General features: G+C 61.2%; 35 protein-coding genes. 16 read left to right on the top strand and 19 right to left on the bottom strand.

Annotated features, from left to right (window positions below; all coding sequences use genetic code 11):
* Window positions 1-85 precede the first annotated feature (85 nt).
* From AUL38_RS16550 to AUL38_RS17930, 3 genes are read left to right on the top strand one after another with little or no spacing between them, the layout of a single operon-like run.
* Window positions 86-3,913, top strand: coding sequence for a hypothetical protein (locus AUL38_RS16550; RefSeq protein WP_153006650.1), 3,828 nt, complete (start codon window positions 86-88; stop codon window positions 3,911-3,913).
* Window positions 3,880-4,617 (top strand): hypothetical protein, encoded by a 738-nt coding sequence (locus AUL38_RS16555; RefSeq protein WP_059063927.1) that lies wholly within the window; start codon window positions 3,880-3,882, stop codon window positions 4,615-4,617. Before AUL38_RS16550 ends, AUL38_RS16555 begins: the two co-directional genes overlap by 34 nt.
* Window positions 4,607-4,738, top strand: coding sequence for a hypothetical protein (locus tag AUL38_RS17930; RefSeq protein WP_255355626.1), 132 nt, complete (start codon window positions 4,607-4,609; stop codon window positions 4,736-4,738). The genes AUL38_RS16555 and AUL38_RS17930 overlap by 11 nt, the downstream gene beginning before the upstream one ends.
* 70 nt (window positions 4,739-4,808) lie before the next feature.
* Here the strand turns inward: AUL38_RS17930 and AUL38_RS16560 are convergent, their stop codons facing one another.
* On the bottom strand, window positions 4,809-5,330 hold the full coding sequence (locus tag AUL38_RS16560; RefSeq protein ID WP_059063929.1) for a hypothetical protein: 522 nt from the start codon (window positions 5,328-5,330) through the stop codon (window positions 4,809-4,811).
* Window positions 5,331-5,589: 259 nt separating this feature from the next.
* On the opposite strand from AUL38_RS16560, the gene AUL38_RS16565 reads away from it, so the two are divergent.
* Genes AUL38_RS16565 through AUL38_RS16575 form a run of 3 tightly spaced genes read left to right on the top strand, consistent with a single transcriptional unit; the run spans window position 5,590 to window position 7,033 of the window.
* Entirely contained in the window at window positions 5,590-6,426 is an 837-nt protein-coding gene (locus AUL38_RS16565) for a M23 family metallopeptidase (protein WP_059063932.1), read from the top strand.
* Complete coding sequence (locus AUL38_RS16570; protein WP_059063934.1) at window positions 6,423-6,755, top strand: hypothetical protein; 333 nt, start codon at window positions 6,423-6,425, stop codon at window positions 6,753-6,755. Before AUL38_RS16565 ends, AUL38_RS16570 begins: the two co-directional genes overlap by 4 nt.
* Before the next feature lie 11 nt (window positions 6,756-6,766).
* Entirely contained in the window at window positions 6,767-7,033 is a 267-nt protein-coding gene (locus tag AUL38_RS16575) for a hypothetical protein (protein ID WP_059063936.1), read from the top strand.
* Between the two features lie 108 nt (window positions 7,034-7,141).
* On the opposite strand, the gene AUL38_RS16580 is transcribed toward AUL38_RS16575, so the two are convergent.
* Together AUL38_RS16580 and AUL38_RS16585 are read right to left on the bottom strand one after the other, a co-directional pair.
* Entirely contained in the window at window positions 7,142-7,699 is a 558-nt protein-coding gene (locus AUL38_RS16580; protein ID WP_059063938.1) for a hypothetical protein, read from the bottom strand.
* A 49-nt stretch (window positions 7,700-7,748) separates the two neighbouring features.
* Window positions 7,749-8,072 carry a hypothetical protein gene (locus AUL38_RS16585; RefSeq protein ID WP_059063940.1) on the bottom strand — a complete coding sequence of 108 codons (324 nt, stop codon included), beginning with the start codon at window positions 8,070-8,072 and terminating at the stop codon, window positions 7,749-7,751.
* A gap of 510 nt (window positions 8,073-8,582) precedes the next feature.
* On the opposite strand from AUL38_RS16585, the gene AUL38_RS16590 reads away from it, so the two are divergent.
* The 4 genes from AUL38_RS16590 to AUL38_RS17625 all read left to right on the top strand — a co-directional run bounded on the left by AUL38_RS16590 (window position 8,583) and on the right by AUL38_RS17625 (window position 10,666).
* Window positions 8,583-8,894, top strand: coding sequence for an RNA polymerase sigma factor (locus AUL38_RS16590; RefSeq protein ID WP_059063942.1), 312 nt, complete (start codon window positions 8,583-8,585; stop codon window positions 8,892-8,894).
* A gap of 493 nt (window positions 8,895-9,387) precedes the next feature.
* Complete coding sequence (locus AUL38_RS16600) at window positions 9,388-9,675, top strand: hypothetical protein (RefSeq protein ID WP_059063946.1); 288 nt, start codon at window positions 9,388-9,390, stop codon at window positions 9,673-9,675.
* Between the two features lie 119 nt (window positions 9,676-9,794).
* Window positions 9,795-9,989, top strand: coding sequence for a hypothetical protein (locus tag AUL38_RS17265; protein ID WP_153006652.1), 195 nt, complete (start codon window positions 9,795-9,797; stop codon window positions 9,987-9,989).
* A gap of 512 nt (window positions 9,990-10,501) precedes the next feature.
* Window positions 10,502-10,666 carry a hypothetical protein gene (locus tag AUL38_RS17625; RefSeq protein ID WP_201023787.1) on the top strand — a complete coding sequence of 55 codons (165 nt, stop codon included), beginning with the start codon at window positions 10,502-10,504 and terminating at the stop codon, window positions 10,664-10,666.
* A gap of 252 nt (window positions 10,667-10,918) precedes the next feature.
* Here the strand turns inward: AUL38_RS17625 and AUL38_RS17505 are convergent, their stop codons facing one another.
* The 4 genes from AUL38_RS17505 to AUL38_RS16615 form a co-directional block, all read right to left on the bottom strand.
* Window positions 10,919-11,071: a hypothetical protein gene (locus tag AUL38_RS17505; protein ID WP_161937466.1), complete on the bottom strand. Its 153-nt coding sequence runs from the start codon at window positions 11,069-11,071 to the stop codon at window positions 10,919-10,921.
* A 168-nt stretch (window positions 11,072-11,239) separates the two neighbouring features.
* A complete protein-coding gene (locus AUL38_RS16605) occupies window positions 11,240-11,431 on the bottom strand; it encodes a hypothetical protein (protein ID WP_059063948.1) in 192 nt (63 codons plus the stop codon).
* Between the two features lie 131 nt (window positions 11,432-11,562).
* Complete coding sequence (locus AUL38_RS16610) at window positions 11,563-11,832, bottom strand: hypothetical protein (RefSeq protein WP_059063950.1); 270 nt, start codon at window positions 11,830-11,832, stop codon at window positions 11,563-11,565.
* Window positions 11,819-12,205, bottom strand: a complete 387-nt coding sequence (locus tag AUL38_RS16615) for a hypothetical protein (RefSeq protein WP_059063952.1) — start codon at window positions 12,203-12,205, stop codon at window positions 11,819-11,821. Before AUL38_RS16615 ends, AUL38_RS16610 begins: the two co-directional genes overlap by 14 nt.
* Window positions 12,206-12,306: 101 nt before the next feature.
* On the opposite strand from AUL38_RS16615, the gene AUL38_RS16620 reads away from it, so the two are divergent.
* Complete coding sequence (locus AUL38_RS16620) at window positions 12,307-12,492, top strand: hypothetical protein (protein WP_059063954.1); 186 nt, start codon at window positions 12,307-12,309, stop codon at window positions 12,490-12,492.
* Between the two features lie 49 nt (window positions 12,493-12,541).
* On the opposite strand, the gene AUL38_RS16625 is transcribed toward AUL38_RS16620, so the two are convergent.
* A complete protein-coding gene (locus AUL38_RS16625; RefSeq protein WP_059063956.1) occupies window positions 12,542-12,976 on the bottom strand; it encodes a hypothetical protein in 435 nt (144 codons plus the stop codon).
* Between the two features lie 273 nt (window positions 12,977-13,249).
* The gene (locus AUL38_RS16630; protein ID WP_153006653.1) at window positions 13,250-13,507 is read right to left on the bottom strand and encodes a hypothetical protein; all 258 of its coding nucleotides are present in this window, start codon (window positions 13,505-13,507) and stop codon (window positions 13,250-13,252) included.
* Between the two features lie 367 nt (window positions 13,508-13,874).
* Between AUL38_RS16630 and AUL38_RS17630 the strand changes: the two genes are divergently transcribed.
* The gene (locus tag AUL38_RS17630) at window positions 13,875-14,048 is read left to right on the top strand and encodes a hypothetical protein (protein ID WP_201023788.1); all 174 of its coding nucleotides are present in this window, start codon (window positions 13,875-13,877) and stop codon (window positions 14,046-14,048) included.
* 200 nt (window positions 14,049-14,248) lie between these two features.
* On the opposite strand, the gene AUL38_RS16635 is transcribed toward AUL38_RS17630, so the two are convergent.
* The gene (locus tag AUL38_RS16635; protein ID WP_059063960.1) at window positions 14,249-14,515 is read right to left on the bottom strand and encodes a hypothetical protein; all 267 of its coding nucleotides are present in this window, start codon (window positions 14,513-14,515) and stop codon (window positions 14,249-14,251) included.
* A gap of 45 nt (window positions 14,516-14,560) precedes the next feature.
* Here AUL38_RS16635 and AUL38_RS16640 point away from each other — a divergent pair, with 45 nt between their 5' ends.
* Window positions 14,561-14,845, top strand: a complete 285-nt coding sequence (locus AUL38_RS16640; protein ID WP_059063962.1) for a hypothetical protein — start codon at window positions 14,561-14,563, stop codon at window positions 14,843-14,845.
* A 34-nt stretch (window positions 14,846-14,879) separates the two neighbouring features.
* Here AUL38_RS16640 and AUL38_RS16645 read toward each other — a convergent pair whose 3' ends face one another.
* Window positions 14,880-15,596 carry a DNA cytosine methyltransferase gene (locus AUL38_RS16645; RefSeq protein ID WP_201023789.1) on the bottom strand — a complete coding sequence of 239 codons (717 nt, stop codon included), beginning with the start codon at window positions 15,594-15,596 and terminating at the stop codon, window positions 14,880-14,882.
* Here AUL38_RS16645 and AUL38_RS16650 point away from each other — a divergent pair.
* Window positions 15,580-16,218 carry a hypothetical protein gene (locus AUL38_RS16650; RefSeq protein WP_059063965.1) on the top strand — a complete coding sequence of 213 codons (639 nt, stop codon included), beginning with the start codon at window positions 15,580-15,582 and terminating at the stop codon, window positions 16,216-16,218. The two genes, AUL38_RS16645 and AUL38_RS16650, sit on opposite strands and share 17 nt — an antisense overlap.
* Before the next feature lie 168 nt (window positions 16,219-16,386).
* Window positions 16,387-16,992 carry a hypothetical protein gene (locus AUL38_RS16655; protein WP_059063968.1) on the top strand — a complete coding sequence of 202 codons (606 nt, stop codon included), beginning with the start codon at window positions 16,387-16,389 and terminating at the stop codon, window positions 16,990-16,992.
* 33 nt (window positions 16,993-17,025) lie between these two features.
* Here AUL38_RS16655 and AUL38_RS16660 read toward each other — a convergent pair whose 3' ends face one another.
* Window positions 17,026-18,759 (bottom strand): DNA cytosine methyltransferase, encoded by a 1,734-nt coding sequence (locus AUL38_RS16660; RefSeq protein ID WP_059063970.1) that lies wholly within the window; start codon window positions 18,757-18,759, stop codon window positions 17,026-17,028.
* Here AUL38_RS16660 and AUL38_RS17270 point away from each other — a divergent pair.
* Entirely contained in the window at window positions 18,758-19,198 is a 441-nt protein-coding gene (locus AUL38_RS17270; protein WP_153006656.1) for a hypothetical protein, read from the top strand. The two genes, AUL38_RS16660 and AUL38_RS17270, sit on opposite strands and share 2 nt — an antisense overlap.
* Window positions 19,199-19,288: 90 nt before the next feature.
* Here the strand turns inward: AUL38_RS17270 and AUL38_RS16670 are convergent, their stop codons facing one another.
* The 7 genes from AUL38_RS16670 to AUL38_RS17845 all read right to left on the bottom strand — a co-directional run.
* Window positions 19,289-19,768, bottom strand: coding sequence for a single-stranded DNA-binding protein (locus AUL38_RS16670; RefSeq protein WP_059063974.1), 480 nt, complete (start codon window positions 19,766-19,768; stop codon window positions 19,289-19,291).
* Window positions 19,768-19,944 (bottom strand): hypothetical protein, encoded by a 177-nt coding sequence (locus AUL38_RS17510; RefSeq protein ID WP_161937467.1) that lies wholly within the window; start codon window positions 19,942-19,944, stop codon window positions 19,768-19,770. Before AUL38_RS17510 ends, AUL38_RS16670 begins: the two co-directional genes overlap by 1 nt.
* Before the next feature lie 219 nt (window positions 19,945-20,163).
* Window positions 20,164-20,706: a hypothetical protein gene (locus AUL38_RS16675; protein WP_059063976.1), complete on the bottom strand. Its 543-nt coding sequence runs from the start codon at window positions 20,704-20,706 to the stop codon at window positions 20,164-20,166.
* A complete protein-coding gene (locus AUL38_RS16680; RefSeq protein ID WP_201023790.1) occupies window positions 20,703-21,251 on the bottom strand; it encodes a hypothetical protein in 549 nt (182 codons plus the stop codon). Before AUL38_RS16680 ends, AUL38_RS16675 begins: the two co-directional genes overlap by 4 nt.
* Window positions 21,244-21,618, bottom strand: coding sequence for a hypothetical protein (locus AUL38_RS16685; RefSeq protein ID WP_059063981.1), 375 nt, complete (start codon window positions 21,616-21,618; stop codon window positions 21,244-21,246). The genes AUL38_RS16680 and AUL38_RS16685 overlap by 8 nt, the downstream gene beginning before the upstream one ends.
* Window positions 21,619-22,589: 971 nt before the next feature.
* Window positions 22,590-22,853 carry a hypothetical protein gene (locus AUL38_RS16690; RefSeq protein ID WP_059063983.1) on the bottom strand — a complete coding sequence of 88 codons (264 nt, stop codon included), beginning with the start codon at window positions 22,851-22,853 and terminating at the stop codon, window positions 22,590-22,592.
* A partial coding sequence (locus AUL38_RS17845) for a hypothetical protein (RefSeq protein ID WP_235590765.1) occupies window positions 22,816-23,292 on the bottom strand: 477 nt, incomplete at its 5' end. The genes AUL38_RS17845 and AUL38_RS16690, both read right to left, overlap by 38 nt.

Genomic DNA, 23,292 nt, shown 5'->3' on the forward strand with positions numbered 1-23,292 from the left:
GGTGTCGTGGGATGCGTCTTTTGCGCAGAACGATCTGGGCGCTCTGTCGGTGAAGGTTCCGGCTGTCACTGATGTGGCGAGGCTGGTGTCTGGGCAGCGTGAGGTGGCTGTGCAGGTCGAGCAGGGTGGCGCGTGGGTTGAACCACGCAATGCCCGGTTTGTGTCGTCTGAGGCGCGCTCGGATCCGTCTGCTGATCTTGATGTGCCCACTGTCACGCTGAAGTCGTATTCGGCGCTGTTGGATCGCTGCCAGATTTTGCGTCCTAGTGAGAATTCGGGCGCGAAGTATGACAGTGACGGGAAGCGCCAGTTCTTGTCGGCGTCGCCCGGGCAGATCCTTTTGTCGGTGCTGGGTGAGTCGCGCGCGAAGTACGCGACGCTTCCCGGCATGACGTACGGTTTCGATACGGTGAAGGATTCTGCGGGGAAGCCGTGGGGTGCACGGACGACAGTCGCGTACGAACCGGGCATGACGCTCCTAGATGTGCTCAGTGATCTCACGAATTACGGGTTCATTGACTGGCATTTTGAGGGCCGCAAGCTGGTAGTCACCAACGTCGAGTCTGCTGCGGTGCGCCGTAACCTGGACCTGCAGTTCACTGACGTTGACGAAGCCCCTGTCCGGGCGACTGTGGAGAACCTGTTCACGCATATTCGTGTGGATGGGAAGGACGGGAAGTCGTGGCAGCGTGCTGTGCCCGGTGCGACTGTCGCGCACGGTGACCGTGTGAAGGTCATCGCGAACGATTCGATCTCGACAGACGGTACTGCCCTTGATCTGATCGGGCAGGAGATCAAGCGGGCGACGGCGCCGCGACGTGAGTACACGCGCGCGATCGCCGCTATCGATGTGCTGCCGCTCGTTGACTACCAGCTCGGCGACTTCGTGCTCGCCCCTGACCTTGACGGCGTCGTGGAGCATATGCGCGTCGACGAGCTCGGGCTGGCGTGGGACGCGGGCGACATGCGTGCCCGGATCACGCTGAATGACCGGTTTGTGGATGCTGAAGTGCGTGCGCAGAAGCGTCTCAAGGGGATCGTGCATGGCGCGAACGATGTTGCCGGTGACGGCAGTATCCCCTCGCGCGCGGACCGCGCAAAGCCCGCAGCTCCTACGGGAGTGATTGGCAAGTCACTCGGATACTGGTTTGGGGCGATGCCCCTCTCATCAGTTGATGTGTCCTGGGCAGCCGTGACGACCGACGTCGATGGTGTCGCATTGAATGGTGTCGACTATTACGACGTGCAATGCGGGACTGCTCGCACACGCTCGGAGGACGTGTCTGCCGGGTTCAGCGGGCAGGAGCCGTCCCGTCTGGTGACGATTCGGGTCCGTGCGGTGTCCTCTACGGGGATCGTGGGCGACTGGTCGAGAAGCGTCCAGGTGGTGACGCAGTACCCGCTTGCGCGTCTGGATCCGCCGACTAGGCCTGTCTTGGCGTCTGCCAATGGGGCCGTGTCGATCGCGTGGGACGGGCGAGTGCAGGGCGACGGTGACCCGTACGTGCCGCCGCTGCATTTCTCGCATGTCCTCGTCGAGACGCGGATGCAGGAGCCCGGGAAGCCCTTCGGGGCGTGGGTGCTGCATGGGCAGGACCAGGGCACGGTGGTCACCGGCCTCCTGGTCGGGACTGTCGTTGAGGCGCGCCTGTACGCGTTGGACTTCCTCGGGAAGGACTCCCTGCCTTCTCCTGTGGGATCAATCGTGGTGGTGTCTGAGGTGCAGGCCGCGCTTGAACGGGCGCAGGAAGCCGCAGACGATGCGCAGCAGGCGAAGCAGGATGCCGTCGACGCGCTCGATAAGGCGCTTGAAGCTGAGGGTGGCGTGCAGGGCGCGTTGACCGCGGTGAAGGACTTGGATGAGGAACTTACGCCGCGGGTTACTGAGGCGCAGGAGCGCGCGAATACGGCCATCTCCGAGGCCAACAGTGCCTCTGTTGAGGCGTCGCTTGCGAAGGGCAAGCTGACGGTGAACGCGAAGGCGCCAGTCGCGTCTGACGGGGCCGGGAAGCCACTCGGTGCACTGTGGATGCGGCACGTCTCAAACGCGTTCGTCGGGATGTGGGAATGGACGGCGCTCGGTTGGATGCCACGCCCGCTCGATGAGACGATCATCCCGCAGGTCGCAATCGGTGCCGGCACCTACGGCGAGCTCGACGGCGTCCGACTGAAGGCGAAATCGGCGTCGATCGCGAAACTCATCGTGGGGTCGTACGACAACCTGATCCAGGATCCGCGAGGATTCTCCGACCCTGTGTTCTGGTCTGGTGTCACCGGAAGCGGCGGCATCATCATCCCTGAGGGAGGCCCGACCGGGCAGGGCATCATGAGCTTCCCCTCCAACCCCGCCCACAACACGAACTATGTGTCGGGCACTTCTGCTGCTTCGGTGAAAGCGTTCGCAATCCCTGTGATCCCCGGCACACGGTATCGGATGGCTGCACGGTTCAAAACCAGTACCGTGTCCGCGGGCGTCGCCGTGGGACTGACCGGGCATTGGTTTAAGGCTGACGGCACACAAGTCGGGTCTGCGGCACTGCTCGTTGGCCTGCCATCTCCTGCAGCGAACGTGTGGCAGCCGATCTCGTGGGAAGGCGACGCGCCTTCGGACGCCGCATATTTCCGGTGCGGGGTGTCTTCACGGACACCGTACACCGGGGATGTTGAGTTCATGGAGCCCGAAGTACGGGAGATGACCGCGGGCGAACTCATCGTAGACGGATCAATCACGGCCCGTAAGATCGAGGCTGAGTCAGTCGCCGCTGCGGTCGGCGAGTTCGTGACGGTAAAAGCGTCGAAGGTTATCGGCGACACCGGCGTGATGAATCAAGCATTCATCAGCCAATTGGTGGGCGACTCCGCGTTCTTCACGGATCTGCTTGCTAGCCGAGTCATCGTGTCTGGAAGTGGGCTAATCCCGTGGGCGCACCCACGAGTACTGTTTAACCCTGCGAGCGGGTCGGTGATCACAGCTCGCTCAGAAACCGGCGTGCGCGGCACGTTCTACACGTTCGGGCCAGGTAGCGGAACGGACGGGACGAAGGCACGCTGTGCGACGCTCACAGGCGGCCTGGTGTCCTCGACTGGGCGTGCCAACATGGTGGATGCGGAACCCGGCCAGGTGTTCTCCGTCCGAGCCGAGTTGGGGATCTCTGACTGGCACGGATCTGCTCCTGCTGGCGCGAACGTTCGCCGAGCAGATATTGAGGTCGCGTTCTACGATGCGGCACAAAGCATGATCGCCGGGTCAGCATCCGCCACGACGGAACTCACCGGCATGGGGTACGGGCGGCAGTGGACCGAGGGCCAGTTCGTAGCGCCCGCGGGCGCCGCTTCGATGGCGGTGTGGCTCAGGAAAGCGCTGTGGTCGTCGGGGTCAGTCACGCTGATGTCGCTCGATGTGCGGTGCGGTGTCGGAGCGACCCTGATTGAGTCTGACGCTATCACGACGCCCGCGATCAAGGCCGGCGCGATCATCACTGACCATTTGTCAGTTGGTGCGCTGGATGCGTTCCAGATCACCTCGCCGCTGTTCCAGTCGGTCGCGGCCGCAACCGGGGCATCAAATGGGTCGGTGACCAGCTTGTTGGCTACACAAACTCAGGGGCGGAGTCATTCAGGCTCGACGCGACACGGGCAACCATCACAGCGGGCGTCGTTGAGGGCTCGACCGTCACCGGCGGGACAATCCGCACCAGCCCTGTGGGGAAGGCTCGCGTTGTCATTCAGCCACTCACGCAGCATGCAGACGGGGGCGGCGCGATCTGGTGGCAGAACAAATACGGGGGAACCCTTCTCACTATCCAGACCGGCAACCAGTCGGCAGGATCTGAGGGCGACCCCGGTATCTACTTCCAAGACGATACCGGCAGCGCCACCATGGGGCAGAACCGTGGGTATCTCGGCAAAGTGACCAGCGACGCCATGCAGCTCGTCTTCCGTGCGCAAGACGGCAGCCGTCGCGTGCGCCTAGACGACACCACAAACGGTGGCCTCCTGACGCACTTCGGAGACCGATACACGCGGATCTCCTCGGAAGGAGCGACCTGGTGCGGGTCAGACAACCTCATTCATACCAAGATCACATCCGAGACAGGGAGGATTGAGAATTGGAACCGAACCGGTGGCGGGGTCTGGCTATACAACCTGGCTGACACCACCCGTTCAGCGAACGTTGTGTCAGGACCGGATTGGAAGATCCTGCGCGCAACATCGCTCAGGAAACATAAAGCCGATATTCGGCCACTCGATGTCAACCCCTACGCGATTCTCGATGTGTCCGCATCGACCTGGCTCGACAAGGGCGAGCTCGCGCAGATCGAGGACTCCCGGCTCGTCGCGAAGGCTGAAGCGGACGGGGCAAAGATCATCGACCCGAATTGGAAACCGTTCCCCGAAAGTGTGCCGCGCCGGATCCCCGGGTTCATCGCTGAGGACATGGAATCGGCAGGTCTCGGAATCCTCTGCCAGTACGACGGCGACGGCGAGCTGACAGGCATTCAATACGACCGAGTACCAGCCGCGATCGCTTTGGCGGTCAAAGCACTTTTGGGGCGAGTCGAAGATCTCGAGTCGCTCCTATCAACGATCACGAAGGAGCCCAGCTATGGAAATTGAAGCAGCAGAAGTGATGGCCGCAATGGCTGAAGAGATCAAGCAGCTTACGCAGCGCGCGATCATCGCCGAAGTGCAAGTGCGCACACTGCAAGCCGCCGCTCAGGCCAGCGCTGGGAGTTGAAAGAGTCGAGGGCGCCCGCAGCACGATGGCGTCCTCGGCTCGGCACACCCGAACCTAGAAACGGCCAACCCTAAGTTTCAAGCTGCCCTTGTAGCGCATCGCCATCAAGGCGGTCAGGCACTACCAGGATGTCGTCCTGTGTGAAGGCAGGGGGCAGCTCGAGGCCATTAGTGTCAGCTCCCGACACCACTTTCTCGGCAACCCAGTCATAAATTTGCATGACATTCCAGGCCGTTGTCGAGAGCCCGGCCAAAATCCCGGCCGTAACCCCAATTGCTTTCAGGGCGACAGAGAACTTTGCTCGTTTCCCGAGGTGGCGAGTGGCCGGAGCTTGCCCAGCACGGGCCAAAGCTTCAGGAATGAACTCCCGCAGCAGCGCCGCGGTTTCACTCGAAGACTCAGCGATCCGCGAAAGCGCTTCATTCTCAGCGTCTTGGGCAATCCGTTCAACTGGCTTTGACGGTTTAGCCGCAACTTCTTCGGAAGCCCGACTGAAAACTGCCTGAACCTCAGCGAGAATCCGCCGAGACCAGTCAGGCGCTTCCAAAGGGATCGCAGTCCCATCTTCGGTGAAGTCAAACGTGCCATCCATTACGCGCATCTTCTGGCTACACCCAGGCACCGGACAGGGTTCGGTGTTGCCAGAGAGCGTCACGTTTCTCGACGAGACGAGGCTGGCTAGTCCCGATCTTTGTGCTCCGTGAACTGGGCATTCTGAGGCTACTGGCGACATGCCCATCAAGATACCCGAATACTCGAACACTTGCCCCGTCTCCGACGACAACCGTTCAAGTTACTACCCAAGCCCCGCCCATTCCGGCGGGGCTTTCCTATTTCAGAAAGGAGCACCCATGGCAATCGTGCTTTCGCACCCCATCCCAGGCGCGCCACTCTCCGACGCATTCGGGTGGCGGGATGCAATCCCCGGCGTCATCGGCGCCGGCCTGCACAACGGGCAGGACTACAAAGCTGACGCAGGCACTCTCATCCGTGCCGCACACGGAGGCACCGTCGTCTACAACGGCTGGGACCCGACCGGTGGCGGCTGGATGGTGCGCATCGCAGGCGACGGTTCCGCGACCCTCTACTTGCACATGCGGGAACAGTCGCCTCTCGTGCAGGTCGGCCAGTACGTCGGTGTCGGTGTCGGTGTCGGGTACGTCGGCTCGTCCGGCGCATCGACGGGCCCGCACCTGCATTTCATGCTCGAGGAAGACGGCGCCTACGTCGACCCGGTGCCATACATCAAGACGGCACCTGCTAAACCCTCCCCTGCTCCCCCGAAAGGTGACACCGTGATTCACTACCACAAGCCCTACCGCAAGTCCCGGAATATCAAGCCGAAGGAACGCCTCTACCTCGTCAACGCGAAGGGCGCAAAGGAGAACGTTGTCGGCGGCATCGGCCCCTACACGCTCACCGCGCACCTCTACGGTGACGGGTTCGCGCCCGGCGACATCCTCGAGCTCCGGTACGACTGGTACGACACGAAAGCGAAAAAGACGTCGCCGCACTACCTGCACCGTGTCGAGGCGGACAAGCACGGCATGATCCGTGAGAACGCGACCTTCCAGCGCGCGGTCCCTGCAGGGTTTGCCGTCTACCTGTCGGTGTACGCGGGCCAGGCGAACAAGAAGACCGGCACGGTGTCCGTGCTCGACTCCGACGCGTACCTCCACACCGCATGACCGGGGAGGTCCCGTCGGCACGCGTCACGCTTGACGCGATCTACTCCGAAGTGCAGGGACTCCGCAAAGACGTGACCCTGCTGCAGTCCGACCTGCCGCACCACGTCACCATCACGAAGGACAAGCAAGAGGAGTACGAGACGCGGCTCGCTAATCACGGGACGCGGCTCGGCTCCCTTGAGCTACGCGTGACGCAAGTCGAGGGGAAGGTGCGTCCGCGTACTCCCTGGTATCTCGTCGTCGGCGCCGTCGGCGGGATCCTCACGTCCGTGGCAACCCTGTTCACGCTGCTCATTATCGCGTCGAAGGTCGGCGCCGCTCTCAGTTAAGGAGGCCCTCTGTGGCTGAAGAATCGAAGTCTGCCCAGGTCACTGACGCGGTGGTGCGCACTACGCTGCTCCCCCTCGTCGTGACGCTCATCGTTGATGTCGTGCTCCGCACTACGGGGGTCGACCTTGGCGGGTATCAGACGCTTGTCGCGGCCGGCGCCGGTTATGCGGGTTACGCGATCGTGCGTTTCCTCGAGGTGTATGCGTCCCCGAAGTGGGGGTACATTCTCGGTCTGCATATCGCGCAGCCGACGTACACGCCCCGCTACGGCAAGTAGCTCACTGAAACACGAAAAGCCCCCGTTCTCGCTCCCGTTATGGAAGTTGAGCACGGGGGCTATTTTTTCGTTGCCAGCTCTAGGCAAGCTCAGACACCAAGCTTTCTTTCACTGCTCGCGATCTTGGCTATCTATAGCAGCTACCGCAGGACCAGTCGCCCCATCTGGAGCTTTGCCCCCTTCCGGACCGCAAAACGAGCATGTCTCCAGTACGCAAGAACCTTGTGGGGCCGCGTCCCTGATTGCTGCTCCCCATGCTTTGGCCCATGCGGCCCTCTTGCGGCTTTCGCTCAAGCTACTGTTCAAGCCAAATAGGGCGAGCAAAATCAGAACAATGAGTGTCAGGAGCACCACCACCAATAAGGGCTCGAGCTTCACCCATACCAGCGCGCCGCCGCCTACTACGAGCGCGAAGATGCTGATCACTGGAGACAGGAGAGCCACATTCTCCACCCGGGGTTCCTCCGCCAAGTAGTCGAGGCAGCCCAGAGCCTTCTGGCGGCGTATTCCGCACTGTGAAATCCACGCAAGCCGCTGGGGCTCAGGTAGAAGGTCATAGACAACGTGGTTCTTTCTAAGCCACTCGTCGGCATCAACACGCGCGATCGAGCGAAGATACTCATGATCTTTCAATGTGTTGAAAGGCATCTCTAGTTCGTCAGCCACACGCTCCACTTTCCAAATTACCGTGGCTGCGTCGCCACCAGCTTCGACCTTACATCAGCCCGCTTGCTGCCCGCCGCCCATTCGGCGGCCCAACGCGCGTCTTCGCGGCTGCGTCGATCACAGCACGATCCCACAGCACGGACGCGTTCGCCTCTTCAATGGTGTCGTGCTGGCTGATGACGCGGCGCCGTGATGGCTCGGGATGCCAGGTCTGCACGAAGTACAGGGGTACGTTGTCGCGGTTTGCGAGGCCGACGATCATCGCGACGGGATGGGTTTTGGGGTAGCGCATGACGGCCCACAGGTTTGCTTCGATCTGGACGTATGGCATGCGTTCGCGTTCGATAGCGTTGTCACGTTCTGTGCGGCCCACAATTCCTCCGTTCGAATGTTTGTTCGAACAGTGTAGGTGGCGGGGCTGACACGCAGGGGCCAAGACGCAAAAGGCCCCGCTCGCCCAAACACCCTTGGTCAAGCGGGGAACCTTCCCACGAACTTAGCTCCTCGTCGGAGAAAGCGATAGCCCCGCTCGAGACCTAGGGGTGGTTGTTGAGCGGGGCTATCTGTATGGCGAGAGTTCAGTCCTGCATGTGCGGTGAGGCAGGAGCAAACGCTCGCCGTTATCGTAGCCCGGTTTCGCATATTCGGGAAGTGCCATTTGGTGGCCCCGAACTCGTTACCGAGCGAGCAGATACCGGTGCCTTGCCCATGTTTTGCCAGTGGCTTGTCAGTGCCCGATAGAAACCCCGCCAATCCGCACCTACACCTTGACGTTTCCTAAGAGATTGTGACGTTTCACGCGGGGAGATTGAGGATGGGTGGTCCCAGTGGGGTAACGCCACCTTGCGCACCTCATGAGCCCCTTAGAGACGAGGAGCGCAGGATGAGCTTTGAAAACAGTCGCGATCTGCTCGGATCAGCAAGTGACCACATACTGTTGGGCCGTGCCGCGGACGGCGACACTGACGCCTTCGCCGTCATCGTGAGACGTTACGCACCCATGCTGCGGGCTTTCTTTACACGGATCACCGATGATCCTTCCGAGGCCGATCAGCTGGTCCGAGATTCCCTCGAGACTGCTTGGCGGGAGCTGCCCCAACTTTCTCAGGGTGTTTACCTGCAGACATTTCTCCTGCTCGTTGCAGACACTCAAGCCGGTAAGGACGGTCTCGACACTCATAGGCCGGCTGCTTGAATTCGAGCGAGAGATACTCGCGTGAGGCAGCACGTCAGGCGCGGTCAGGTCCATTAATAGTTGAGACCGGGCGGCCGTCGGGCAGTCTTCAAAGCAGCTGTCGAGCCAGTCCCCCGTCTGGGTAGGCGATCACCTGTGCAGGGCGCGCTTCACCATTCGTGCCCCCGCACGCCCACTCCCCGCCCGGGTATGTCCCGCGGAAGTCCCAGCCCGCGCCAGTCAAGTTCTCAGCGCTCACGTCTCTGCCTTCAACGCTTTCAAGATCGACCCCTGCCCACGAAGCGACTGCTTCAACGCACGCCGTGCACATATCGCTGGGCTGAGCCGATTTCACTTTCGGGGCGATCAAGTAGATAGCGCCTACAACGATCATTGCCGCAGCGAGCCAGCCTACGGTATGACCCCATCGAATCGACTTAGGTTCCCATGAGGGACTTGGGACAGTCATAGCTGAACTGTAGCAATTTCCCTGGTCTTCGGTAGTGTGGGCGACATGTGCCAGTTTAACGAGCGCTGCCCCTCGACGAAGCATCGGCCGGGGACCCGTTGCCCCGTCGAAGTTCGAAACAGAAACCGTGAGGATAAGCTCATCGCCCAGCTTTGGGGGCTGGTCATCATGGTCGCCGTGTTCGGCATCGGATTGGGTGTGTACTGGCTCTACTACCGGGCTGGCGCCAGCGGGCTTGGCTTCGCGCCACTGGATGACATCTTCTTCAACTCCAGCGAAGGGCTGCTCAACCAGCCTGCGACATCGTCCGTGCATGGCGCTATTCCCAGGTAGTTGCAGCTTTCAGGCCACAGCACGGACACAACGTGAGCCACGGCTGAACCCGAACGCTTCCTGAACGCATTCACTGATCCGCGGGATACCGTTGGGCTCCCAACATAACGGAGGTCATCGTGGACGAAAAAACCGGCAGGCCAGAGAGCATCGATCCGGTGAAGCCAGAAGAAGAAACGCTTAATGAGCCAGTGATGGACGGCGCTGACGAGGTGTTCGATGGCGACGAGGATCCGCGCAAGGGACAGGCTGATCCAGGGCTTATCCGCCATCCTGAGAAGGACGATAAGAACATTGCGCCCTATAATCTTTGATTCAGAGGCTCCATTTACGGGCTCTGGCTGTCATGCCGACTTCCTAGGTAGGGTGGCGGCATGACAGTCTTCGATCGAGTTCGCAAAGCGGCCGAGGCCGTACGTTATCTCCCCAGCGATGTGCCACCTTCTCACGCAGACACGCGGGCTCTCCGCGAGGCACTCTTGGAGCTCCAGCAGTTCGGCATGACGCATGGGTTCGCTTCGCCTGATGCAGCACAAACCTTTCAGAACGGTGCCCGAGAGCTTCTTGAGATCCTCACAAGCCGCGGAGCAAAAGGCGTCGCGGAACTTGTCGTAGATCCTGCAACTGGCGATCCTTTCTTGAACTCATTAGAGCGCTCTGCTTAGGCCAAACATCGCCACCCATCCTGGCGGTCGCACTGAACGGCGAGCTTCCGCATCAGGGTCGCGCAGGGAGCCCCGACTGGCCCACCGACGATGGTTTACCGGCTGCTCGCCATCCCTCCCAAACCTATCTATCTGCCACCAACTGGCGTAACATCAGCCGCATGTGGGCAATCATCGTTATTCTCCTCGTCCTCTGGGCGATTCTCTCCGTCGTGGGGTTCGTGTTCAAAGGCCTCGTCTGGCTCGCGGTCATCGGTATCATTCTTTTCGTTGGCACCATCGTGTTCGGAATGATCAAATCGCGCTCTAAGAAGAGCCAAGAATAAACTGAGCGGCTGCTCGGCACCCTCGCGACCGAGTCTGGGCACCAGCTACGCCCCTCGAACAGTAAGGGCATAGCATCCGGCTTTCAGGGGCCTGCCCAGGGGAGAACCCCATCGCCACAAAGCTCCTTCGGGCAGGCATTCACGCGGGCGCGAAGCTGCTCGAACTGTTTGGAGGTACGGCCCCGGCTGAGGGGCTGCTGCACTCGCTGCGTCCACCCTTCGGCCCGCAGCCGCACGGCGCGCAAGATGCGGTCAGGCATCGTTGAGGACATAGAGCATGTGCCAGCCCTCGGGGACTTGCGCGGCGAGTTCCACACGCGTGGCAGCTTCGTTCTCGCGTGTGGTATCGCGGCGCATATAGATCCCGTTCGCGGTGATGGTTCCACCGGTCTTGCCCATCTTCACAGGCGCTTCGATGAGGTCGAAACCTGGCGGGCATTTCGCTGCGAGGTCGGCGTGGATCGCTTCGACTGATTCACCTTCTGCGGGGGCCTCGTGTTTTTCGATGAGACGGATAGAGGCACGCAGATCGGCACGATCCTATCCAGCAAGAGTAGGCGGGTTTTAGATAGGTCAGCGCACAAGTATGTAGTCTGCTCGAATTGGGCTGAAACTCTTGACTGTTCCATCTAGCATGTCCACTTTGACGCTCACCACATCCACTCCCTCAGTTTCCCAGACTTCACTCATCTCTCTGACGTCATCGACGCCCTCGAGCGTAGTGCTATCGCCGTGGACGCCGAAGTTGTAAATAAGTTTTGCCATTCCTGCAGCCTACACAGAGACGACGCTGAACACGTCCTATGTATGAAGTTCGCTCGCACACCCATGCCGATCGAGCGGAATGTGGATTCGCTCCGCTTCTGCTTGTGCGGCGGTACGCACATCAGGGGCGGTCACCGGGCACGACTTTCGAGTGATTCCATGATCCGGTCGGCCTCTGCCCGGATCTCGCCAGCGTGCTCTCTCGCTAGTCCCACGAGCCGCTTCTGCTGGCTGTGTGCGACTGGCCGGAAGGTCTTTTCCCTGCTCGTCCCGTAGACCTCTTGATAACCGAACACCTTATGACTTGCCTCAATTTCATTGGCGAGCTGAGTCAGCGCGGTTGCCTCTCGCAAGAGCTGGTCACGCCGATGCACTGCGGCGACGACTTCACTCGCATCCATCGTTCTCTCCTTCTGTCAGGGCGCGCGAGGTCGGGCACGGCCAATTTGATCGGTGCCCGACAGGGGCATCGCCGCCGCACTCTTCGCAGATCAGCTTCTCAACCGCATAACACTCGGCGCAGACATCGAACGGTTCCATGTCTTCGTAACTGCTCGGATCATCCTCGTAGCTCTCCGAACTGATCGAATACCTGTCGGTTCCGTAGCGCGTGATTTTATGGTGCAGTGCTTCTACCTTGGCTATACGGGCCAGGGCGGCGTCAGCGAGCGCGAGCGCAGCAAAGATGTGTTCCGTCCAGATCTTCACCCCGTGGTGCTGGGCGTACTGGCGTGCGGTTTCCGCGTCGGATCGCAGCTTGTCTAGGTCAGCCATCGTGTTCCTCCTTCAGGGGAATCATTTGTTCATCCTTGAGCTCCCGAAACTCCCCCAAACGGCGGATCCAAACACATCGGAAGCTTCTTAAAATCGGTGTCATGAGTACAGAAAACAAGACACCAAAAGGTGCCGCGCACGTCGGCACAGGTCTCGTGTTGGGCCTCGCACTCGGAGCCGCGTTCGGTGCCGGGTCAGAGAACCCGGCAGCTATCCTCGCCATCGGGATGGCGGTCGGCATTATCGGCGGGTACGGGGCGATGCTCCTCACCAACCGGAAGAAGTAGCGGACAGGCTCACCTGGATCTCGGTTGAGAGATAGGCCCGTCTTCCTTGTCATCGTGCTCCTCCTACTTGTGCGTGCGGGATCGTGTCACGCGTCCCTGCCATGTCCACGGTCACGCTTTTGCGGTTCCAGCGGATGACTTTGAGCCAGCCGCCGTTGAGTGTCCACAGCACTTCGGTTTTGCCTTCGTGGATGGCTTTGAGGTCGATCTCGGCGTGCACGGTTTCGGCCGCGGTCTTCTCGGCTGCGAGACACGGGACGGCCCGGGCTCGGCGTAGCTTCGTCTCCGCTTTGTCGACGGCTTCTTGCAGGGTGGCACGCTGTCGTGCGAGCCCATCAATGCCGGTCTTCCCATTGCGGGCGCGGAGGCTGAGGTTCAGCATCCCGTGATCGAAGCCCTTGACGCTGTGGCGCTCATCCCATGCGACGAGACGGGCACGGGCAGTCTCCGCGCGCTCTGCCAGGGTTTCAAGACTGGTCATCATGGTCCTCCTTCGTGTTCGGGCGTGCGGGCTTTGACATGCCAGCACTCATTGGGTTCTCATCTCCGAGTCGTAGCGTGTGATGGATGGACAGCAGCAACCGACGCAAACCGAATTGGCTTCTTTGGGTCGCGGTCGCTTTGATGGCTTTCTTCCCGTTGTGGGGGTTGGCGAAGAATGTGTGGGCTGGCGCAGTGCTCGCTTTGGTTTTTGGTGGCGTGGCCGCGTTCACGCCGCCAAAGCCCAAGGAGTAGATGCCGGTGGTGGGTTCTCTGCTCATTGCCCACCACCCCGCACCAGCTCGAGTACTGAGCGTGTGATCGCGGCCGCCATAGGCTCATGCCGGCCGTTACCGTTCCACACCCGCTGCGCTTTATCGATCGCCTCGTACAGGGCCGCTTCGTCTACCTGCGACGGGGTGGCGAAGGCGGGGTACTCGCGCAGCAATATGCCTGCCACATCGAACAGCTCAGCTGGTCCGGCAAGCGCGTAGGTCACACTGATGCCGCATTGCCCAAGTGCCTGCTCAATCATCTTTCCAAGCTTCATTCGCTGTTCTCGTGTCGGTTCCTGTGGGGTGACACCAGCCGCAGCCACGAGAGCGGCGCTAGCGAGTGCATTTGAAGTGTCTAGGTGGTCTACTCCGCCAATATCGGGCCAGTGCATCGATGGCCAGGTTGATCGCTCCCGTATTGCCTCAGCTGCGGCTTCGATCTGTTCGGGTGTTGCTTTACCGGTCATGGTTTCTGTTCTCCTGTTAGCGTGTTCGGTATGGAATCATTGATCGGGATAGCCGGGATAGTCCTCGTTTCGGGTGCGATACTGTGGCTTGCTGGGGACGTCATGGGCCGCCGCTTTCGTACAAAGAACGCAAAGAAATACGGGCGCAATTAGAGCGGCCATGAAAGACAACAAACACGTCGGCATCACCTACGGGATCCCGCTCGGCGTCGGCGCAGCATTTGCCATTGGACTATCCACGGACGACCTCGGCTTCTGGCTCAGCATCTGCATCCCGGCAGGCATCGTCATCGGGACGCTCTACGACAGCACCAAAAACCGGGACAAGCACTAGAAAACGCCCCAGCTTCGATCTGTTCGGGTGTTGGGTTAGTCATCAGATCCCCTTTCTAAAGAATTTGTTGAGGTTCGGGCCGCTCGGTGCGGCCCCGATGCGCAGACACTCGACGCACTTACGCATCGGCGCGCCCGCGGGCGTGAAGAACGGTGCCCACCGGTGCGGCCGACACTTCCCTTTGGAGGTGTAGCTACGCTTCATCGCTGCTCTCTCCCTCTACCGGGGGTGGCTGCGCCCACGTCTTGCAGCCAGCCCGTGAGCTGGTCGCGCACGTGCGTAGCCATCTCGACGGTCAAGTGGCCTCGATTGTCACCAGCGCCGATCCACACGCACGGTTCGGTTGCGAGTGACGATTCCTGGATAGTGAACTTCTCTCCGTATAAGTCGGTGAAGTCCCCGTAGATCCCGAACCCTCGCGAGGTGTGGTCGATTGCGTGTGTCGCATGTTCTTCGTTGGTCTCCATCAGAGATCCTTTCCAGCGCGGTCTACAAATGGGTATGGTGACCATATGAGGAATCCCGCACTCGTTGTCTTGTATGTTGTCGGCACCATCTGCACCTTGTTCGGGTTGATGCTCACAATTGGGATGCAGTACAGCTTTGGTTCGGCCGTTGCGGAGCTTTCGAGCGCTGAGCTCGCCCCTCTCGTCGGGCTGAACATGATGCAGATGAACTTCCCGGTAATGGTTTTCAGTGGAACGCTTCTCGCAGTGGGACTACTCTCCGTCGTCCTCGCGATCGCAGTGACCGCGATCGGACGCTCGATGCGAAACACTGCACGCGCCTTCGAATAAGTACTCTCAAGCTTTCAGAGATCCTTTCCTTTGGTTATCCGGCGATCTCGGCGAATGCGAGATCCCATTCATTGCGTTCTGCTGGTGGTGCGAGCAGCGCACCGAGCACTGCCTCGGCGAGTAGCGGCGGTACCGCGTTGCCGATCGCGAGGAACCGTTCACCTTGGCTGCCCGGCCACCGCATGTCTGACGGGAACGACTGCAGGGTGGCGGCTTCAAGGTGCGTCAAGCGGTGCGATTCCTCGTGCCTGTCAACGTGGATGCGGTCAGCCTTGCTCGTGATAGTTCGACTCGGTACATCGAGACTTCGGAGCCCGTTCCCGCTGTTGGAACTGTTGTCGCGAGCAACCCACTTCATGCTTCCGGCCTTGCTCGTAATCGTTGACGCGGGCTCGTCGGCAAGACGCTCACCCCGCTCCTCTGGGTTACCCCCAACCCCGTACTGCGGTTGCAGCGCGACAGGGCGCTCACCGAACCGGAACAGATGGGCCTGGCTAGTAATCGTTTGTGCGGGAGCTTCAATCGAGCGTGAGTGGTACTCGGTTTCGCCCGGTGGGCGCTGGTTGTCGCGCAGCACCCAATCGTTGCTCTCCGTGTAACGCGCAAGCTTCGCGATCTCGACGCCATGCTCGATGATGCCGAGACGGCGGCAGGCGACACCCCAACCGACGCCGGCAAAATGGTCTATTGCAAAGATCGCCAAAGCGACCTCCAATCTTGGATAGAGTTCGGGAATGTTGAATGCCGTCATAGACGTAAATGTCGAGCCAACTAGGCTCGACGAATTGATGTGGCAAATTGCCGTTTTCTCAGCCCTCGCCACTGTCTTTCTTGGCGGTTTGGCATGGTTTAACGGCCACCGAGCGACAGCCATCGCAGATGACGCAAACAAGAGAGAAAGCAGGCGTCTCGAAGCAGAGCTCAAGGAAAAGGTCGACGACGCCAGAAAGGAAACCGCGCTGTCGATGATTAAGGCTCTACTCGCGTATAAGACGCTCGGCTATACACCGTTGAAGGCTTGGAACGGCGACCAAGAGCTCATCAACAATCCGCGAGTGTCAACTGCGCGACAAGACGCTGAGCTTGTGCAGGCCAAATCTCTGGCTCAGATCTCTCTATTTGAATCTGAGCCCGAAGCCGCAGCGCGCATGCGTGACTGGCTGGATCATGCCACATCACATGTCTACTACGCCTTTCAGATGAATGACCTTAGCGAGGCAGAGCAAAACCTCATTCTCAACGACTTTCTTTCGGTGATCAGCGGTTGGGGCTCCGGAATCACGACCACTACGCAGCTCACTAGGACCGACACAAGTGGTCTCGTTGATACGGGCGACGAGGTGGCGTGGTGCCATGGCCGCACCTTCGACTGACACTGAGTTCTCTTTTGGACTGCGCTACCGGGGGCCAGCACAAAACTGGCCCTTCGGGGTACAGGAAGCGCCCCACCGGGTGGTGGAGCGCGGCTCATTCTCCAGTTCAGGCAGATGCGACTACTGGAATTGTCATAGCGATCTCCAATCTTGGATAGAGTGCGAGACATGTTTGAGCCAATATTGAGAGCCGTGACTACTGCGAGTCCCTCGATTACTTTCGAGTTGCCGCTGGTGCAAGTGCTGGCATCAGCCTTGATCACTGCCGGAGCTACTTGGGCAACGATCCATTTCACACTTCGCCACGCAGAGACACAAGCAAGTCGAGCTATCCTCCACGCGGACCAGGCAGCGCAGCGTGCAGCGGAGACTGCGCTCCGTCTCGAAATGGAGAGTGCTATTACGGCGATCACTGTGGGGTCAGCAAAGCTGCGAGAAAGCGCGGCGCCAGGGCTATCAGGAAACGTAGACTTCTTGGCAGAAGTAATGCGGCTAGGCGCCTCCCGCTACCCACACGCTCAAGAAGTAGCGGTCTGGGTCGAGGAATTCACCGAGCTCGCACAGAACGTAAAAAACGGCTTTGAGGCCAATATTGAGTCGGGTCTACTAGGCAAGTTACAGGTTATGGGGCCTAGCCAGATCCTCAGCCGAGAATTGCTGCATTGGTTGGAAGACCCCGACGTTACTGGTCAACGTCTCGGCCAACTCGCAAGTTTGTACATGGAGGAGAACACTCGCTACTGGCTCAGCCGAAACCGCGCGCAGTGGAGCTAACCGTTCTCGGTCAGCCCCTTGGTCTCAGAGATTTCAGCCGAGCACAGCAATCACTCCCTGTCCGATCCAGTGCGCAACGTTTACGGCGACGGCGTTGCCGGCGCCCTTGGTTGTCTCGGATTTGTTCGCCGCGCTCGTGTCGTAGTCGTCGGCGAAGCGTTGAGCTCGGAGGTGCTCGCGCGGGCCGAGCATCCTGAACCGCACATCGTCGAGCGTGAACGGCAGGTCGCCCTCGTAGCGGCTCGCGGGCCGCTTGCGCTCGGGCACGACGAGGGCGTGGTTCCCTCCCCCGCTCGCGGTGATCGGATGCGTCGGCCGCGCGACGCTCGTGTTGAGGTGCTCCATCGATGAGCCGCCGTACTGCCGCGACAGGAACGCGTCAGGCGGCACGGTGATGCCGTGATGGTTGCCACCCGCGGTGACCGTCGAGAGTGCCGCGCCCTGAACGCCGCGCGCGGTGCCGGTGCCGTAGAGCTCAGCGACGAACGGTGGCACCGTCAGCGCGTGGTGCTCGCGCGTCGACACGGTCCCCATAGGCCGCCCAGTCGAAGCGGCACCTCCCCGCCCGTAAAACTCGGTGAGGGTCGGCGGGAACCCAAGGCCGTCGCCGATCTTGGTCGACCGCGTCGGCACCGGGCCAGCATCAAGACGCCGCACACAGGCGTCCCCGGCATGATTGACCGCGATCATGTGCGGCGGTACCGCTACCCCGTCGCCGCTGCCGCCCGCCTGGCGAGCGTTCAGCGGCGCGAGGCTGTCCCATGCCCGGTAGTAGCTCTCGTCCTCACCGAAGCGCGGGTGGCGCGGATTCGCGGCATCCCACGTCTGCCCGGCGGCCCCGACGATCGCGGGGCGCGCGAACATTCTCAGCCCAACCTCAATGCGCCGCATGGTTGCGGCAGCGAGCGGCCTCATGCCGAGCTTCTCACGATCGCCGATTCGGATGCCGAGGTCAGTCCAGTCGATCACCGCGGCCGCGGGCAGAACGTACGGCTCCACGACCTGCAGGGCGTGCGCGCCAGCGTCGCAGACGTAGACGTACTGCTGCCCGTACTTCCCGACGCGCGGTGCACCCTCGGCGCCGGGTTTCTTCCAGTGCTGACGGGTTGCGACGTCGCGGCCGCACTGGTGGCAATACGCCGGCGGCGCCGGCTCGAGCGCGGGCGGCGTCACGCCCTTGCGAGTGAGGACGACGTAGATGCGGTCGCGCCACTGCCCCGCGGCAGGGTTCGTGCTCGAGTAGACGTGTGCCGCGTTGACGTTCACGATCTTCCACGAGTAGCCGAGCACTTCCCACATGCGCAGCCACGGGTCGAACAGCGGCCAGGAGGCGACCTCCACGACGTTCTCGATGACGACCACGTCGAAGCTGCGAGCCTCGGCGGCGCGGATGGGGTCGTACATCGTGGCTCGCGATCGCACGCCGGCGTCTGCCGGGAGCGGGTCGTCGCCGAACAGTGTCGGCGCGGTCGCCTGCACGCGCTTGCGGCCCCCGGCCGGCGAATGCCAGGTGCACTCCGGCGACGCCCACAACACTGGCGTCCACGGCAGACGACGCATGTCGTACCCGGACAGGTCGCCCTGCACATGGTCGGCGTCCATGTGGTTAGCGGAATGCACCTCGATCGCGCGATCCCAATGGTTGTATGCGGTGACAAGTTCGAGGCCTGCTTCTACAAGGCCTGATGATGCTCCGCCGAATCCGGCAAAAAGTCGAGAAATTGGATCGCCAAAGCGACCTCCAATCTTGGATAGAGTGCTGGGCATGATCTTTGAGACAGGAATTCAGATCGCGATTGCGATCGGGACAGTTGGCACCCTGGTTGTTGGTGTCCTAAACATCCGGTCAAGAAGGCGAGAAGACCGTCGCCGTGGCGAGTTTCGCCGTGTTTCTTGGTCTGGGGAATGGGAAATTTCTGGCGACGATGCAGCCGTTTTCACACTCAGAAACACAGGCCGGACTCAGGCCAACCACGTGCGTGTTGAAATCTTCCTTGGAACGCTTGGTGATGAGCCTGTGCTGTCAGAACCACTCGGTACGTTCAAGCCAGGACAGTCGAAGCCAGCAGTGATCAAAAACGATCTGCTGGTCCACGCGCAGATGATGGAGCGCGTGATGTTCAAGGGCGAGCGTCGCGTCGCACAGGTGTGGTGGATGAGTCCACTCGGGGAACCCGAAACGTATGACATTTACGAGCGAAGCTGAGTAGTAGCGGATGAGGGGCTGACCGTTGTGGTCAGCCCCTCGGATATGGAAAGCGCCCCACCAGAGTGGAGCGCGTGAATGGCTAGCGGGTCAGAATGGGTTTTCGTCGTCGGGACCGAAGTTGCCGAACGCGCCAGGATCGCCCGTGCCGCCCTGGAGCGGTTCGCTGGGTGCCGTTGCCCACCCGGCCACTCCTGCGCCGCCCTGGGGCTGCTGGCGGCTCGGGCGGCGAACGATAATCGAGATCGTCGGGTTCACTATCGTCAAAGCGATACCTGCGGTGCCGTCGTTCTTCACGTAGGCTCGCGGCCGCGGCTCCCCCTCGATGTGGACGAGGTAGCCCTTCTGGATCTCCTGGCCAACCTGCGCGCCGTACTCATTCCAGAATTCTGCCTCCCACCAGTGGGTGATCTTCTGGCCTGCCTTGTCGGTGTCGGGCACCCACTGGGCGTCCTTCATGCGCCCCTGTTCAACGGGTACGGTGATCGTGGTGACGGTGCCGGATCCGGCCTGACGGGTTTCCGCGGGTTTGGCGACGAAGCCCTCGATGGTGATGTCTGCTGTTGCCACTAGTTGTTCTCCTTGATGGTGATGGTTGCGGTGTACGTCTTCACGATGGTGAAGTCGTCCCAGACTTCGACGGTGACGGTGTTGCCGCCGTCGTACTCGTAGCCGTACGGGCTGCCCGCATGCATTGCGAGTTCAAGATCGGTCGCGATCGTTTCTGCGGTCGGTGTGGTGTCCATTTCTTCTCCTCAGTCGGTGCATCGCCCAAGCGACACAGGTGACGGCAGCAGACACGGCAGACGCGACGTATGCGCCTGTCACTGCCGGGGAGATAGTCGAACCGGTGAAACTGAAGATGATGAGGATGAGACCTGCCGCGGAGACTGTTAGACCGACGAGAAAGGCCACGATCGCTGGTGCTTTCGTGGCCTTACGCTCAGACAGGGTCGTGTGATCATTCACGGGGTAACCTCCGGCCAGATACGGCGACCGGCAGTGAACACATTGCTCTCGACTGGGATAGCTCCCCAGTACTCGCCACGGATGTCCTCCCCGGTGAACCCGGTATCCCCGACCGTGTATGGCCGCCCCTCGGGCTCATCACGAACCCGCAGCACCCACACTTCGCCGGGTTTCGCGTCGTGCCAGGGGCGCGGTTCCGGGTGAGCAGCGAAATAGGCGAGAGCGGCTGCGCCCTCTGTTGTCTGCTCGTCAGTGGCGCGACCGTAGCAGGTGAAAAGCCCGTCCCCGATCACCTCGTCTAGCACTGTCACAGTCCCGTCGGGCTGCGGGTAGACGACAAACGCCCGGTTCTCCGGCCACCGCCAGCGCCCGAGTTCCTTGTCGCGCTCATGCAGGAAGAACTCACGCAGCGTTGCCCCGTCACCGCGGTCCACCGTCGTGCGCGTGCCCAGCCCTGAAATCTCGAGGGCTGTTCCCATCATTGATCGGGATTTGACGGCGACGGTTCGCCCCGTGCTGGCTGTGAATGTGTCACTCATGATCCTTCTCCTGTCTCCGCAGCGAGTGCCGCGGTAATTGTGTCGATCGTTTCCTTGTCGAGGCGTCGCAGCCCGAGCGCACCCTTGTACGGGATCGGGGTAGCGAGCGGGCGCGGGTTGGCGAGCTTGAGGTGGTGAGTGTCAACATCAGCCCACGGCGAGCACCAGTAGTGATCGATGGTGCCTGCGTCGACCGGTCCCCAGTCTTGGCATGTCTCGGCTTTGTGCACGCTCACGAGGTCGACCACGCCGATGATCGCGCCGTGAATATTCCATGCCTTGCGTGGGTCGGGTTGGCCGATGTCCCACGTATACCCGCCCGGGTACACCTCTGCACCGGCCGCCACTGCTGCTTTGTCCTGTGCGGCTCGCAGCGGCTCAGATTCCAAGTGCGAGCCGCGATCGTAAGCGATCCCTGCGTGAATCGCAACCGGCCCTCGGTAGTCACCGGCGATGTTCCGTACCCGGTTCTCAACGTCTTTGCCGCCGTGGATGATCGCCCACGCCCACGGCTGCCGAACCGTGAGTATCCGCATTTCAGTCACGCAGACCACCACCAAGTAGCACCGCGAAATTAGCGAGCGTCATCGTCACGTACGTCTCGCCCATGCTCTTCTCGCCCTTGCCCGACCGCTTATGCACGACCACACCAACCGCGGCATCGTCGTTGCCGCGCTCGACTTCGGCCTCGTCCACCCAGCCCGACAGATTCAGCTTGCGAACGTCCTTGCACTCGATGACCACCCGGTCACCGGTGACGGTGCGAACGCCGCCGACATCGCCACGGTCTTTGCTGCCATGCTTCGCGCGCCGCTCGATACGGTCTTCGGCCAACACTCGCGCGAGGTACTTCGCCACGAGCCCCTCGAATGCCGTACCGGCCTGTTTCGCGCTTTCTCTGCTCCGGCTCATCGTGATCCTTTCTCTGTTTCTCGTTTCATGCGAGCACGAACTCTGCGCTCATGCGCTGCTCGACTCCTGAAGCTCTGACACGTCTTGCAACGCTTGTACGTCGCAGCACCCCTGAACTCGTCGTAGTAGGCGCCTGGGAACAGCCGATGCCCGTTCCTGCACTCCGGGAACTGGGCATCCCATTGCGCGACTTCCTCAGCGACGTACTGCAGTCGGGCTTTCCCTGGCGAACGCAGCGCCGGGCGCTCATGATGGAGGCCCGCACTGTCTACGGGGAAACGTTCCCTCTCAACCGCGACCACATCACGGGACGCGAGGAACATCGCGAACGCGTCGTCATGGGTTCCCATCAGGTCACCTCGTCTCGGCGTTCGTCACAGCCCAGACAAGTGCCGTCGGCGGGCATCCATGTGTGCACGTGGGGTTTCACCGGTTTGGGTTTCGATGCTTCGGCGGCCTCCCACGCTTCGAAGGCTCGCCGGTCTGCCCCGCAAGGACCGCAACGGCCATCGTGTTGCCAGCCCACATGTTTTCGACAGGAGGGGGCGGGGGGAATGTCGCTTGCGACCTCCCCTCCCTTACGTTCCCTTCCCTTCCCCTCCCCTCCCCTCCTACGTGGGATCTCCTCACCAATCCCAGGAGTCTCACCCAAACTCGCGTGAGTTTCCTCGAGTTCGGCGGAGACCACCTGAGCACACACGAGACACCGAGACTTCCAGCGAGTATCAACACGCTGATGATCCCCAAAACTCGGAATCAACAAATACGCCTTCCCCGCCACCGTCAACCGTTCCAAACGACCAGCATCAACAAGCTGCTGCACGAGCGAATCCGAGTCGACAGGATCAGCCGGAAGAATCTTCAGCCGCAACCCGAGCGGATCATCCTCCAAATGACCGCGGTCACACGCAAAGTTCCACAGGCCGATATAGAACAAGCGAACCTCGATAGGCAGACGGATCATCGCCCCGTCAGTCCAAAACTCTGGCTTGATCGTCCTGATCCGAGCCACTGGGCACCTCCTTCCTTCTGATTGATGCGAGCACCCCCTTCTCCACCAGCACCTCCCAGCCGCCCTCAAGACGGACGATCAGGTTGATGACGTCGAGGCATGCACGTGCTTCGTAGTCGTCGCCGTCACGCACCGCTTCGGCGTACGTGAGACACACTTCCGGGAGCGTCTGCGTGCGCTTCAGCTCAAGAATCCGCGACCACGCGACGGCCTTCTTCGCCACGGTGTTCCTCCTTCCCTTCCATGAGTGCGCGTGCTTCCTGCTCGCTGATCGGACGCCACCATGGCCCTTCCACGGGGGCGTCGTAGTAGAGCACCCAGCCGACCCCGTTCCGCCATGCAGGCCACTCGAGCGGGTCAGCCCACCTGGGTACAGAAAACCCCGCCTGAATCGCTTTGGCGGGGTTTTCTGTCTTCCAGATGTGGCAGCCACACCCGAACGCTCCACCGAGGAGCTGCAGGTTCGCGGGCGTGGTATTCCAGGCGGTGCGGTTCTGCCTATGGTCACGGTCACACGGCCCGTACCGGCCGCACCTCTGGCAGATACCAAGACCGGACTCATTGCCGTTATCCCGCACCGTCGCCACCGCGTACGCTTCACGCTCCTGCTTGTTGGTGAGCTTCGGGAGCTTCTGACCAGGCGGCCTACTCACGGATCCCCA

This window comes from Leucobacter sp. G161, from assembly GCF_001482305.1.
Classification (GTDB): domain Bacteria; phylum Actinomycetota; class Actinomycetes; order Actinomycetales; family Microbacteriaceae; genus Leucobacter.

Coding starts and splice junctions, on each gene's coding strand:
- AUL38_RS16555 (WP_059063927.1), top strand. CDS start 3,880: ATGGGGCAGAACCGTGGGTATCTCGGCAAAGTGACCAGCGACGCCATG.
- AUL38_RS17930 (WP_255355626.1), top strand. CDS start 4,607: ATGGAAATTGAAGCAGCAGAAGTGATGGCCGCAATGGCTGAAGAGATC.
- AUL38_RS16560 (WP_059063929.1), bottom strand. CDS start 5,330: ATGGATGGCACGTTTGACTTCACCGAAGATGGGACTGCGATCCCTTTG.
- AUL38_RS16565 (WP_059063932.1), top strand. CDS start 5,590: ATGGCAATCGTGCTTTCGCACCCCATCCCAGGCGCGCCACTCTCCGAC.
- AUL38_RS16570 (WP_059063934.1), top strand. CDS start 6,423: ATGACCGGGGAGGTCCCGTCGGCACGCGTCACGCTTGACGCGATCTAC.
- AUL38_RS16590 (WP_059063942.1), top strand. CDS start 8,583: ATGAGCTTTGAAAACAGTCGCGATCTGCTCGGATCAGCAAGTGACCAC.
- AUL38_RS16600 (WP_059063946.1), top strand. CDS start 9,388: ATGTGCCAGTTTAACGAGCGCTGCCCCTCGACGAAGCATCGGCCGGGG.
- AUL38_RS17625 (WP_201023787.1), top strand. CDS start 10,502: ATGTGGGCAATCATCGTTATTCTCCTCGTCCTCTGGGCGATTCTCTCC.
- AUL38_RS16605 (WP_059063948.1), bottom strand. CDS start 11,431: ATGGCAAAACTTATTTACAACTTCGGCGTCCACGGCGATAGCACTACG.
- AUL38_RS16610 (WP_059063950.1), bottom strand. CDS start 11,832: ATGGATGCGAGTGAAGTCGTCGCCGCAGTGCATCGGCGTGACCAGCTC.
- AUL38_RS16615 (WP_059063952.1), bottom strand. CDS start 12,205: ATGGCTGACCTAGACAAGCTGCGATCCGACGCGGAAACCGCACGCCAG.
- AUL38_RS16620 (WP_059063954.1), top strand. CDS start 12,307: ATGAGTACAGAAAACAAGACACCAAAAGGTGCCGCGCACGTCGGCACA.
- AUL38_RS16625 (WP_059063956.1), bottom strand. CDS start 12,976: ATGATGACCAGTCTTGAAACCCTGGCAGAGCGCGCGGAGACTGCCCGT.
- AUL38_RS16630 (WP_153006653.1), bottom strand. CDS start 13,507: ATGATTGAGCAGGCACTTGGGCAATGCGGCATCAGTGTGACCTACGCG.
- AUL38_RS17630 (WP_201023788.1), top strand. CDS start 13,875: ATGAAAGACAACAAACACGTCGGCATCACCTACGGGATCCCGCTCGGC.
- AUL38_RS16635 (WP_059063960.1), bottom strand. CDS start 14,515: ATGGAGACCAACGAAGAACATGCGACACACGCAATCGACCACACCTCG.
- AUL38_RS16640 (WP_059063962.1), top strand. CDS start 14,561: ATGAGGAATCCCGCACTCGTTGTCTTGTATGTTGTCGGCACCATCTGC.
- AUL38_RS16650 (WP_059063965.1), top strand. CDS start 15,580: ATGTTGAATGCCGTCATAGACGTAAATGTCGAGCCAACTAGGCTCGAC.
- AUL38_RS16645 (WP_201023789.1), bottom strand. CDS start 15,596: ATGACGGCATTCAACATTCCCGAACTCTATCCAAGATTGGAGGTCGCT.
- AUL38_RS16655 (WP_059063968.1), top strand. CDS start 16,387: ATGTTTGAGCCAATATTGAGAGCCGTGACTACTGCGAGTCCCTCGATT.
- AUL38_RS17270 (WP_153006656.1), top strand. CDS start 18,758: ATGATCTTTGAGACAGGAATTCAGATCGCGATTGCGATCGGGACAGTT.
- AUL38_RS16660 (WP_059063970.1), bottom strand. CDS start 18,759: ATGCCCAGCACTCTATCCAAGATTGGAGGTCGCTTTGGCGATCCAATT.
- AUL38_RS17510 (WP_161937467.1), bottom strand. CDS start 19,944: ATGGACACCACACCGACCGCAGAAACGATCGCGACCGATCTTGAACTC.
- AUL38_RS16675 (WP_059063976.1), bottom strand. CDS start 20,706: ATGAGTGACACATTCACAGCCAGCACGGGGCGAACCGTCGCCGTCAAA.
- AUL38_RS16685 (WP_059063981.1), bottom strand. CDS start 21,618: ATGAGCCGGAGCAGAGAAAGCGCGAAACAGGCCGGTACGGCATTCGAG.